Annotated in this window: 9 protein-coding genes and 1 pseudogene; 1 reads left to right on the top strand and 9 read right to left on the bottom strand. The window is 72.0% G+C overall.

The features are described 5' to 3' along the window. Positions 1-17: 17 nt before the first annotated feature. From gap to ACH443_RS02030, 9 genes and pseudogenes are all read right to left on the bottom strand, one after another. Positions 18-1,016, bottom strand: coding sequence for a type I glyceraldehyde-3-phosphate dehydrogenase (gap, locus tag ACH443_RS02070; protein WP_430589330.1), 999 nt, complete (start codon positions 1,014-1,016; stop codon positions 18-20). A 105-nt stretch (positions 1,017-1,121) separates the two neighbouring features. After that, positions 1,122-2,093, bottom strand: coding sequence for a GlxA family transcriptional regulator (locus ACH443_RS02065; RefSeq protein ID WP_429765798.1), 972 nt, complete (start codon positions 2,091-2,093; stop codon positions 1,122-1,124). A 29-nt stretch (positions 2,094-2,122) separates the two neighbouring features. Continuing rightward, a pseudogene (locus ACH443_RS02060) lies at positions 2,123-2,266 on the bottom strand (response regulator transcription factor); the annotation flags it as partial. A gap of 247 nt (positions 2,267-2,513) precedes the next feature. Beyond that, positions 2,514-4,592 (bottom strand): beta-galactosidase, encoded by a 2,079-nt coding sequence (locus ACH443_RS02055; RefSeq protein WP_430589329.1) that lies wholly within the window; start codon positions 4,590-4,592, stop codon positions 2,514-2,516. Positions 4,593-4,625: 33 nt separating this feature from the next. After that, a complete protein-coding gene (locus ACH443_RS02050; RefSeq protein ID WP_430589328.1) occupies positions 4,626-5,312 on the bottom strand; it encodes a glycosyltransferase in 687 nt (228 codons plus the stop codon). Then, the gene (locus ACH443_RS02045; protein WP_430589451.1) at positions 5,312-6,862 is read right to left on the bottom strand and encodes a xylan 1,4-beta-xylosidase; all 1,551 of its coding nucleotides are present in this window, start codon (positions 6,860-6,862) and stop codon (positions 5,312-5,314) included. The genes ACH443_RS02050 and ACH443_RS02045 overlap by 1 nt, the downstream gene beginning before the upstream one ends. Before the next feature lie 3 nt (positions 6,863-6,865). Further along, complete coding sequence (locus tag ACH443_RS02040) at positions 6,866-8,536, bottom strand: extracellular solute-binding protein (RefSeq protein ID WP_430589327.1); 1,671 nt, start codon at positions 8,534-8,536, stop codon at positions 6,866-6,868. Between the two features lie 76 nt (positions 8,537-8,612). Beyond that, the gene (locus ACH443_RS02035) at positions 8,613-9,521 is read right to left on the bottom strand and encodes a carbohydrate ABC transporter permease (protein ID WP_429765805.1); all 909 of its coding nucleotides are present in this window, start codon (positions 9,519-9,521) and stop codon (positions 8,613-8,615) included. 5 nt (positions 9,522-9,526) lie between these two features. After that, positions 9,527-10,522, bottom strand: coding sequence for an ABC transporter permease (locus ACH443_RS02030; RefSeq protein ID WP_429765806.1), 996 nt, complete (start codon positions 10,520-10,522; stop codon positions 9,527-9,529). Between the two features lie 259 nt (positions 10,523-10,781). On the opposite strand from ACH443_RS02030, the gene ACH443_RS02025 reads away from it, so the two are divergent. Further along, positions 10,782-11,831, top strand: a complete 1,050-nt coding sequence (locus tag ACH443_RS02025; protein WP_430589326.1) for a LacI family DNA-binding transcriptional regulator — start codon at positions 10,782-10,784, stop codon at positions 11,829-11,831. The last annotated feature ends 87 nt before the right edge of the window (positions 11,832-11,918 follow it).

The raw sequence follows: 11,918 nt of genomic DNA, 5'->3' as shown, positions 1-11,918 counted from the left end.
CGGCCGACGTGCCCGGGTCAGCCCGCGGCGAGCAGCTCCAGGGTGTCGACCACCCGGTGGGAGAAGCCCCACTCGTTGTCGTACCAGGCCACGACCTTCACGTGCCGGCCGTCGACGCGCGTCAGCAGGGAGTCGAAGATCGACGACGCCGGGTTGCCCGTGACGTCCGACGACACCAGGGGGTCCTCGGAGTACTCGAGCACCCCGGCCAGCGGTCCCCGTGCGGCGTCCCGGTAGGCGGCGAGCACGTCCTCGCGCGTCACGTCGCGCGCGACGGCGGCGTTCAGCTCGACGATCGAGCCCACCGGCACGGGTACCCGGATCGAGTCGCCCGAGAGCTTCCCGTCGAGGCGCGGCAGCACCAGCCCGATCGCCTTCGCGGCGCCGGTCGTGGTGGGCACGATGTTCACGGCGGCGGCGCGGGCGCGGCGGGGGTCGCGGTGCGGGGCGTCCTGGAGGTTCTGCTCCTGGGTGTAGGCGTGCACGGTGGTCATGAACCCGTGCTCGATGCCGGCGAGGTCGTCGAGCACGGACGCGAGCGGCGCGAGCGCGTTGGTGGTGCACGACGCGTTGGAGACGATCGTGTGCGCGGCCGGGTCGTAGGTGCCCGTGTTGACGCCGGGGGCGAGCGTGACGTCCGCGCCGGCGGACGGCGCGCTCACGAGCACCTTGCGCGCCCCGGCGTCGAGGTGGGCGCGTGCCGCGGCGGCGGAGGTGAAGCGGCCGGTGGACTCGAGCACGACGTCGACGCCGAGCTCGCGCCACGGCAGGGTGCCGGGCTCGCGCTCCCCCAGCACGGCGACGCGGTGACCGTCGACGACGATCGCGTCGTCCTCGGCGGTGACCGGGCGGCCCAGGCGCCCGGCGGTGCTGTCGAAGGCGAGCAGCCGGGCGAGCGCGGCGGGCTCGGTGAGATCGTTGACGGCGACGATCTCCAGGTCGCTGCCGCGCTCGAGCAGCGCGCGGACCACGTTGCGCCCGATGCGGCCGAACCCGTTGATGGCGATGCGGGTCATGTGACCCTCCTTCCGTGTCGCCACCAGGCTCGCCGCCGTCGCACGGGCAGAACACCGGCGCGCGCGCCACGGTCCGCAAGGATCTCGCCACGCCCGGGGAGGGCCTCACTCCCCGCGGGCGAACGTGCGCCGGTACTCGCTGGGCGTCGTGCCGAGGATGCGCCGGAAGTGCGCGCGCAGGTTCGCGCCCGTCCCCAGCCCGACGTCGGCGGCGACCTGCTCGACGCTGCGCTCCGAGCGCTCCAGCAGCTCCCGTGCCACGTCCACGCGCACCCGCAGCACCCAGGCCATCGGCGTGTATCCGGTGTCGTCGGCGAACCGGCGCGAGAAGGTGCGCGGCGAGACGGCCGCGTGCCGGGCCAGGTCCTCGAGGGTGAGGTCCTCGGTCAGGTGGTGCAGCACCCACTCGCGGGTGGCGGCGAACCGCTCGCCGAGCGGCTCGGGCACGCTCCGCGGCACGTACTGCGCCTGGCCGCCGCTGCGGTACGGCGCCGCGACGAGGCGGCGGGCCGCGTGGTTCGACGCCGCCACCCCCAGGTCGCCGCGCAGCACGTGCAGGCACAGGTCGATGCCCGACGCGGCGCCCGCCGACGTGAGCACGCTGCCCTCGTCGACGAACAGCACGTTCTCGTCCACCCGCACGCCCGGGTGCTTGGCCGCCAGCGCTCGCGTGTAGTGCCAGTGCGTCGTGGCGCGTCGTCCGTCGAGCAGGCCGGTGGCCGCGAGCGCGAACGCGCCGGTCGAGATGGCGGCCAGTCGCGCGCCGCGGTCGTGCGCGGCCAGGAGCGCGTCGACGACGGCGGGCGGCGGGTCGTCGCGGTCCGGGTGCCGGTACCCGGGGAGGAACACGACGTCGGCCCAGGCCAGCGCCTCGAGGCCGTGGTCCAGGTGGTAGGAGAGCCCGTCCCCGCCGGCGACGAGCCCGGGAGCCGCGGCGCAGGCCCGCACCTCGTAGGGCATGCTCGGGCGCGTCGTGAAGACCTGCGCGGGGATGCCGACGTCGAGGGGCTTGGCGCCCTCCAGCACGAGGACGGCGACGCGGCGGCGGCGTTCCGGCGGGTCGGTCGGTTCCGGCACAGGACGCAGCGTAGGCAGCGCGGGCGCGGTCACGCGCGGCCGGCGGGACGCGAGCGCGGGGAGACGATCCCCGACTCGTACGCGAACACGACGAGCTGGGCGCGGTCGCGGGCGCCGAGCTTGGTCATGGCCCGGCTGACGTGCGTCTTCGCGGTGAGCGGGCTGAGCACCAGGTCGAGGCCGTCGGGGGCGATCGCGTCCGGGGGGCGGGCCACGAACTCGCTGATCAGCCGGCGCGTGATGGCCGGCGACAGCAGCGCGTCCCCGCGCACGGCGGCGCGCACGGCGGCGCGCACGGCCTCGAGCGGCGACACCGTCACCGGCACGCCGAGATAGAGAAGCCGGACCCGCGAGATAGAGAAGGGACGGACCGAAAGCGGCTTCGGTCCGTCCCTTCTCTACCTCGCGGGTCCGGCTTCTCTATCTCGGCGGGTCCTCGCGGAGGACGACGACGTCGGTCGGCTCCAGGTGAAGGGGCTCCCCCGCCTCGATCCGGCGACCGGTGAGCAGGTCCGTGCCCGAGGCATGGGCGGCGACGTCGACGGCGACGCCGGCGTGGTTCAGCACGAACGCCGTCCGCGCGCCGTCGGCGCCCTCGCGGACCGCCAGCTCGACGTCCTCGGCGTCGGCATAGGGCCCGACGAGGCCGTGCCGGGCGAGGACGCGGCGCACCACCCAGCCCGTGCCGGCGTCGTCGAGAGCCGTCGCGACGTACCAGGCCTCGCCGCCGTCCTCCCCGTCGTCCGGGCCTCCGGGGCGGTGGCGCGTGACCGCGGGCGTGCCCGCATAGAACTCCGAGCCGTACGTGCCGACCACCTCCGCGCCCTGCGGCACGAGCACCTCGAAGACGAGCGCGGCGTCGGAGACGACGTCGTCGCCCGTGCCGTCCTTGAGGGTGACGGGGTTGGTGACGCCCGGCTCGGCGGAGTCCGTCTCCTCGACGCGCACGCCGAACGGCCGACCGAGCGGGCCGGGGGCGTCCATGAGGAACGCGTTCGCGTCCTCGTCCGCACGGCCGGACCAGTACGACGCGAGCACCGAGCCGCCGCGCGCGACCACGCCCTCCAGCCGTTCGGCGACGTCGCCCTTGAGCACGTGCAGCATGGGCGCGAGCACGACGTCGTAGCGGGCCAGGTCCGCGGTGACCGGCACGACGTCCACCTGCGCCCCCGCCTGCCACAGCGCGCGGTAGTAGGCGAGCACCGTGTCGACGTAGCGCGCGTGCCGGTTGAAGCCGTCCGTCATCTCCGCGGCCCACCACGAGTCCCAGTCGAAGAGCAGCGCCACGCGGGCCGGGGTGCGCGCCCCGAGGACGGCGTCGCCCAGCGCGTCGAGCTCGGCGCCGAGGGCCGCGACCTCCCGGAACGCGCGGGTGTCCGTGCGGCCGGCGTGGTCGAGGACGGCGCCGTGGTACTTCTCGCACGCCCCCTTCGACTGCCGCATCTGGAAGTACAGGACGGCGTCCGCGCCGTGCGCCACCGCCTGCCACGACCACAGCCGCAGCACGCCGGGTCGTTTCACCGGGTTGACGTCGCGGGAGGCGGTCATGGTCGGCGTCTGCTCCATGACCCAGAACGGCGCGCCGTCCTTGAGCCCGCGCATGACGTCGTGGGCCAGGGCCATGCGGGCGTGCTCCCGCTGGCCGGGCGGGTAGTTGTCCCACGACGCGAAGTCGAGGTCCTCGGCCCAGCGGTGGTAGTCGATCGGCCGGAACATGCCCATGAAGTTGGTCGTGACGGGCGTGGTCGCGTCGTGCTCGCGGATGCGCGCCTTCTCGTCGCGATAGTTCGCCAGCATCGCGTCGGACATGAACCGCCGGTAGTCGAGCGTGATGCCCTGGAAGGCCGTGTGGTCCGGCCCGCGCCAGTGCTCGCTGAGCATGTTCGGGGGCACGACCTGCTCCCAGTCGCTGAACGTGTGCGACCAGAACGCCGCGTTCCAGGCGTCGTTCAGGCGCTCCAGCGTGCCGTACCGCGCGCGCAGCCACTCACGGAAGCCCGCGGCGCACAGGTCGCACCAGCAGCCGCCGTCGAACCCGCCGTACTCGTTGCCCACGTGCCACGCGACCAGCCCGGGCGTGCCCGCGTAGCGCTCGGCGAGGCGCCCCGCGAGCTCTGCCGACAGCCGCCGGTACACCGGCGAGCTGGGGCACGCGTTGTGCCGCTGCCCGTACACGTGCCGCCGGCCCTGGAAGTCGGTGCGCTCCACCTCGGGGTGGCGGTGGGCGAGCCACGGCGGCAGCGCCCCGGTCGACGTCGCGAGCACGACGTCGCGGCCCGCGGCCACGGCGCGCTCGACGATCGCGTCGAGCAGCGCGAAGTCGTACGCGTCCTCGTCGGGCTGCAGCGTCGCCCAGGAGAAGACGTTGAGCGTCACCGTGTCGATCGACGCCAGGTCGAACGCGGCGTGGTCGGCCTCCCACACCTCCCGCGGCCACTGCTCGGGGTTGTAGTCGCCGCCGTAGCGGATCTTGCGTCCGGCGGGCAGGTGGGCGGACATGACGACGTTTCCTCCGGAGGTCGGTGATGGGGGTCAGGCGACGAAGCGTGCGCGGACGTCGTCGAGCACGGGCTGCGCGACGCGCAGCAGGAAGGCGAGCCACGCGGCGGCGACGACGGCGAGCACCAGCTCGCCCGCCACCCACACCACGCCGCCCGCCACGACGACGAGCGCGAGCAGGCCGACGGCGACGAGCGGCCGCCGGCCCAGGTAGTAGGCGGACAGCCGGGCCACGTCGCGGGCCCGGAAGGAGAACAGGGACGCGAGCACCAGCGCCTGCACCGCCCAGAGCAGCACGCCGAGCCCGACCAGGCCGAGCACGACGGCGTAGGCCGCGGAGATGCCGGCGGCCTCGCGGTGCAGCACCGACGTGAGGACGACGCCGAGCACCGCCGTCACCGGCACCCACAGCCGCAGCGCGTCGAGCCAGCCCAGCCGCAGTCCGCGCACGAACGTGCGGCCCGGCACGGGCTCGTCGGCACCCGCCCGCGCGTGCAGGGCGAAGAGCCCCGCGGCCAGGAACGGGGCCGCCGGCACCAGGCACAGCGGCACCAGCAGCGCGTTGCCGGTGGACCGGTCCAGGAGCGCGAGCAGCACCAGCGTGGGCACGCAGCCCAGGGCGACGAGCGCCCCCACGACGGCGTACCAGTAGACGCGAGCCGTGATCCGGCCCAGGACGCCGTCCCCGAACTCACGGGGCGTCCCGGCCGCCGCCGCCATCAGGGCACCTCCCCGGCGCGGTCCTGCTCTCGGCTGTGCTCTCGACCGAGGATCCGTGCGTCGTCGAGCCAGGACGGCGTCTCGTCGTGCACCGGGTCGATCTCCACCAGCGTCACCTCGTGCCGGGCGAGCGTGAGCGCCAGGTCGACCCGGCCGCCCGACACCTCGAGCGAGGTGTGCGAGCGCCCCGGCACGGACGCCTCGTGCAGCAGGTCGAGCTGCCGCGCGGTCGGCGACGCCGGACGGCCCAGGTGGCGCCACGCGCTGAACGCGTTGCCCTCGTCGTCGTTCACGCGCGAGCGGTGCACCGACGCCCGGCGCGTCGCGGCGCCGCCGACCGGGACGCTCAGCCGCAGCTCGTGCCGGTCCGCCTCCGGGGCGTCGTCGGTGCCGCCCACGGGCTGCCAGGCCAGCACCGTCACCCGGCCGCCGCCGTCGCGCGTCACCAGGTGGTCCAGGCCCCGGTGCAGCACGTCCCCGCCCATCCGCGCCATGAAGGCGTAGAGGTGGAACACCGGCTTGCGCAGCTGCCGGTGCCCCAGCATCCCGAAGCCGCCGTGGAAGACCGACGTCGGCACGTTCTCCTCCTCGAAGACGTCGCAGAACGTCCAGTAGGAGAAGGAGTCGACGAGGTCGCCGCCCTCGGAGAGCACGGGCGCCAGCGACGCCGCCTGGTAGGCCGTGTCGTGCACGGGGTTGTCCGGGCGGTAGCTGGTGCTGAACTCGGTGACGTGGGCGGGCAGCCCCTCCAGGCGGGTGCCCGCCAGCAGCTTCGCCGGGGCGGCGAACTGGTCCAGCAGGTTCCGGGGATGCCGCAGCGTCTGGTAGGTGCCGAACGGCACGTGCTGCGCGGGCCCGCTCGTGTAGGCGTGGAAGGACACGAAGTCCACCGGGACGTCCCGGCGCTCGACGAACTCCGCGAACGGTGCCCACCAATCGTCCGCGCCGGGGGAGATCGCCGGCCCGCCCACCTGCAGGTCGGCGTCGACCTCCTTCACCGCGGCCGCGGTGACCTCGTAGAGCCGGAGGTACGCCTCCTGCGACGCGCCCTCCCAGAACTGCACGAGGTTCGGCTCGTTCCACACCTCGACCGGCCACCGCCGCACCTCCTCGAGGCCGTAGCGGTCGATCGCGTGCCGCAGCACCGCCTGGACGAGCGCCGCCCACTCGCGGTGGTCGCGCGGCGGCGTGACGTTGCCCTTCCACCAGAACACGGTCTGCTCCCCCGACGCGAGCGCCGACGGCATGAACCCGAGCTCGAGGAACGGCCGGATGCCCTGCGCGAGCCACGCGTCGAGGACCTGGTCGGCGTAGGTGAACGCGTACCGCGTGCCGCGGTGGCCCGCCGCGTCGTAGGGACGGTGGATCCCGACGTCGTCGGACAGCAGGCCGTGGCCCCGCACGTGGCGGAACCCGATCTCCCGCTGCACCACGGCGAGCGAGTCCTGGTAGTCCTGACGCAGCGCGAGGTTGAGGCGGCCGGTGCCGACGCACCGCCGCCACGCGTCGGAGAGCGTGGCGGCGGGCGCGTCGGGGACGACGGTGGTCAGGGCTCAGCCCTCCTGGCGCGCCAGGGCGGTGTTGACGGTCTCGACCAGCTGCGTGGCGCCGAGGCCCTCGATCTCGGCGACGTACGCGTCCCAGTCGTCGAGCGAGCGCTGGCCGGTGATGAAGGCGGCCGTCGCGGACTGGACGGCGTCCTTGAGCTGCGTGTCGAGCAGCGAGTTCTGCTCGAGCTCCATCTCGTTGAGGCGCGGCGCCGGGGCCACCGGCAGCACCTCCTTGGCGTCGAGCACGGACCGGGTCCACTCCTTGACCTCGTCCGACATCACGGACTCGAGCAGGTCCTGCGTGGACCCGTTCGCCAGCAGGAACACGCCGTTGCTGTAGCCGAAGTCGGTGTTGAGCTTCTTCGGCGCGCCGGCGTTGATCGCGTTCCAGCTGATGTCGTCGTTCAGCGTGCGGGTGCCGTCCGAGTCCTTCGAGTACGTCTCGCCGTCCACGCCCCACTGGGCGAACTCGATGCCCTCGTCCGAGTAGTACTGCCAGTCGACGTACTGGAGCAGGGCCTTGAAGTACGGCTGCTCCGCCGCGTTGCTGGAGATCATCAGGCCGCTGGAGAGCTGGCTCGCGGCGAGGTTGCTGCCCGCCGGGCCGCCCGGGATGGTGAGCAGCCGGGTGGTGATGTCCTTCCCGCCGTCCTTGATCGCCGTGCGGTACGCCGTGATCTCCTGCGTGTTGCTCGTGACGGCGGCGGACTTGCCGGACACGAACTTCTGCCGGGCCTGGTCGTCGGACTGCGTGATCTCCGGGTCCATGACGCCCGCCTCGACCCAGCCGTGCACCGTCTCGAGGAGCTGCTTGTACTCGTCGCTCGTGCCGTTGAAGACGTACTCGCCGGAGTCCTGGTCGAACCAGGTGTTGTTGTAGCCCCAGCCGCCGGCGGCGCCGAAGTTCGGGCCCATGACGTTGAGCAGCGCGCCGAGCGTGGTGGTGTCGGTCCAGCGGTCGGAGTAGGCGTAGTCGAGGCCGGGGTTCGCCTCCTTGACCTTCGCCAGGTCCTCGGTGAACTCGTCCCACGTGGCAGGGTCCTCGGTGATCCCCGCCTTCTTCCACATGTCGTCGTTGATCATCACCGTGTACTGGACGTCGGGGATCTCCCGCAGGCCCGGCAGGATGTAGTACTTGCCGTCGTCCTGGCGCAGGTTGTCGATCTCGTCCTGCAGGCCCCAGTCCTCCACCTTCTGCGCGAAGTTCGGCATGTACTCGAGGTAGTCGGACACCGGGAGGATCGCGCCGCCCGAGACGAACTGCGTCTCCTGGCCCGGGTACGTCACGGGCATGAGGTCCGACGCCTCGCCCGACCCGATGAGCAGCGCCTTCTTCTGGTCCCAGTCCGCCAGGGGGACGTCGGTGCGGGAGAACGTCACGTTGCGGTCGTCCTCGAGGTGCTGGAAGACCGACCAGTCGTCCTGCACCTCGTAGTCCGGGTGGTCGCGGTACATCAGCGAGAGCTCCACCGGCTCGGTGGCCTTGAACGACGTGCCCGCCGCGAAGTCCTCCATCGCGCCGACGGAGTGCTCCGCGTCGATGGTGGCGGCCGCGTCCGGGCTCGCGCCGTCGCCGCCGTCGTCGTCTCCCCCGCTGCCGCAGGCAGAGAGGCCCAGGGCCAGGGTGGTCAGCGACACGGCCGCGACGGCCGCCCGCATCCGGGTGTTCCTCATGTCTTCTCCTCGTGTGACGAGCGTCGTCGCTCTCGAGCGGGATGTGGTGCGTGCGGTGCGGGTGATGGCCGGCCCGTCAGCCCTTGACGGAGCCGAGCATCACGCCGGAGACGAAGTACCTCTGGATGAAGGGGTAGAAGCAGATGATCGGCAGCACGGTGAGCAGCATCGTCACGGACTGGATGTTCGCGCCGATCTGCACGGCGTCCTGCGTCGGGTCGGCCGCCGGCGACGCCGCGGCGATCATGTTCCGCAGGTAGACGGTGACCGGGAAAAGCTCCTTCTGGTCCAGGTAGAGGAAGGCGTTGAACCACGAGTTCCACAGGCCGACGGCGTAGAACAGGGTCATCGTGGCCAGCACCGCCTTGGACAGCGGCAGCACGATCCGGAAGAAGATCCCGTACGTCGTGAGGCCGTCGATCGCGGCCGCCTCCTCGAGGTCGCTCGGGAAGTTCTCGAAGAACGACTTCATGACCAGGAGGTTGAACACCGAGATGGCGCCGGGCAGCACGATCGCCCAGAGGGTGTTCCGCATCCCCAACACGTCGGCGACGAGGATGTAGTTCGGGATCAGGCCGCCGCTGAAGAACATCGTGAAGACCGCGATGCCGATGAAGAACGTGCGGCCCTTGAGGTGGCGGCGGCTCAGGGCGTAGGCGTACGGGGTGGTGAGCGCCATCGACACGAACGTGCCGACCACCGTGTAGACGACCGTGTTCTTGTAGTTGGTCCAGAACATCGCGTCGCCCATGACGTACTGGAACGTCTCGACGTTGAAGCCCCGCGGCAGGAGGTTGACCTCGCCGGCGGCGATGAAGCCCTCCGAGGAGAACGCCTTCGCCACGAGGTTCACGAACGGGTACAGCGTCACGGCGCACACCAGGAGCAGCACGACGACGTTGACCACCTTGAAGGTGCGGTACCCGGCCGTGTCCTTGACGGTCGTGGCCTCGGTCCGGACGGCGGCGAGGTCGGGGGTGGGCATGCCGGTCACCACAGCGAGGCTCCTACCGTGCGGCGCGAGACGAAGTTCGCGGTGAGGACGAGGACCAGACCGATGAGCGCCTCGAAGAGGCCGATCGCCGTGCCGTAGGAGAACTGGGCCGACTGGATGCCCACGCGGTACAGGTACGTCGAGATGACGTCCGCCGTGGAGTAGATCAGCGGGTTCTGCAGCAGCAGGACCTTCTCGAACCCGACCGCCATGAAGGAGCCGATGTTGAGGATGAGCAGCACCATCATCGTGGGGCGGATGCCCGGCAGCGTGATGTGCCAGGTCTGCTGCCAGCGGTTGGCGCCGTCGATCCGGGCCGCCTCGTAGAGCTGGTCGTCCACCGTCGTCAGCGCGGCGAGGTAGAGGATCGTGCCCCATCCGACGGTCTGCCAGACCTCCGAGCTCACGTAGATGGAGCGGAACCAGTCGGGCTGCTGCATGAACGCGATCGCGTCGCCGCCGAACGCCTCCACGACCTGGTTCACCGTGCCGCTCACGGCGGTGAGCTGCAGCACGAGGCCCGCGACGATGACGATCGACATGAAGTGCGGCAGGTACGAGATCGTCTGCACGATCTTCTTGAAGCGCCGCGAGCGCAGCTCGTTGAGCATGAGCGCGAGGACGATCGGCAGCGGGAAGCAGATCACCAGCGTCAGCAGGCCCAGGATCACGGTGTTCCCGAACACCTGCCAGAACTGCTGGTTGTGGATGAACATGTCGAAGTAGTAGAAGCCGACCCACTCGTCGCCCAGCGGGCTGCCGCCCGGGCGGAACCGGCGGAACGCGATGACGTTCCCGATCATCGGCACGTACTTGAAGATCAGGAAGAACAGCACCGGCAGGACGACGAACGAGTACAGCCGCCAGTCCTTGCGCAGCGCCTGGCGCCACGTGGTGCGCGTCCGCCGCCGCGGTTCGTCCCGCGGTGGTGGTGACAACGGTGCGTCGTCGATCGGTGGGACGGTCGTCACCATCCCTGCGGCCTGCGCCATGAGTCCCCCAGCCGTCACGTCGTCGTGCGGTCCGCCGGTCGCAACCTCGCGCCGACGATCCGAAAGTTTCGTCATTGAAAACGTTCTCCAACTGCCGCCGAGAGTAGGGGGAGCCTTCGGTGATGGTCAAGCGCCCGGCCGATCACGGTCTGATCACGGCGCCTGGAAACGTCGAGAGCACGCCCGACGTCGTGTACGGTCGAGCCGAAACTTGCGGTCGATCGATCGAGCGCGACGCCGCGCCATGACAGGACGGACGATGAGCACCCCCACACCGCAGGGCACGACGCCGACGATCGCCGAGATCGCCCGGGAGCTCGGCGTGTCCGCGCCCACGGTGTCCAAGGTGCTGAACGGCAGGACCGACGTCGCGCCGGCCACCCGCGACCGCGTGGAGGCCGCGCTGGAGCGCCACCGCTACCGGCGTCGCCGGGCGGCGACCCCACCGGTCGGCGCGGGGCTCGTGGACCTCGTCTTCCACCGGGTGGGCTCGGCGTGGTCCACGGAGATCATCCGCGGCGTGGAGGACGCCGCCGCGGCCGCCGGGGTGAGCGTCATCCTGTCCGAGCTGGGCGGGAAGCACCGCCCGCCGTCCACCTGGCTCGAGACGACGCTCTCGCGCCCGCCGCTGGGCGTGCTGCTCGTCGCGGCCAGCCTCAGCTCCTCGCAGCGGCCGCGCCTCACCACGCGCGGCATCCCCTACGTCGTCATCGACACCGACGGCGAGCCCCCGCCCGACGTGCCCACGGTGGGGTCGGACAACTGGAGCGGGGGGCTCGCGGCGACGCGGCACCTGCTCGAGCTGGGGCACCGGCGCATCGCCGCGATCTCCGGCCCGGGCACCATGCTGTGCGCCCGCGCACGCCTCGACGGCTACCGCACGGCGCTCGAGGAGTCCGGGATCGGCTTCGACCCCGCGCTGGTGCGGTCGGGGAACTTCGAGGTGGAGTCCGGCTACCGCTCCGGCAGCGAGCTGCTCGACCTGCCCGAGCGCCCGACCGCCGTCTTCGCCGGGTCCGACATGCAGGGGATCGGGCTGCTCCGGGCGGCGCAGGAGCGCGGCATCTCCGTGCCGCGCGACCTGTCCGTCGTCGGGTACGACGACCTGCCCCTCGCGAACTGGACCACGCCCGCGCTCACCACCGTGCGCCAGCCGCTGGTCGAGATGGCGACCACGGCCACCCGGCTGCTGCTCGACCTCGCCCGCGGCGAGACGCCGATGGCCCGGCGGGTCAACCTCGCCACCGGCCTCGTCGTCCGGGAGTCCACCGCTCCCCCGCGAGATAGAGAACCCCGGTCGCCGAGATAGAGAAGCGAATTCCACGAGATAGAGAGGGGGGGGGGGGGGGGGGGGCGGGGGGGGCCCCCCCCGGGGCGGGGGCTGAGGAGGTATAAG

This window comes from Isoptericola sp. NPDC019571 (assembly GCF_044389385.1).
GTDB lineage: Bacteria > Actinomycetota > Actinomycetes > Actinomycetales > Cellulomonadaceae > Isoptericola > Isoptericola nanjingensis.
The sequence above is the reverse complement of the archived record's forward strand: the minus strand, read 5'-3'. Positions and strand labels throughout refer to the sequence as shown.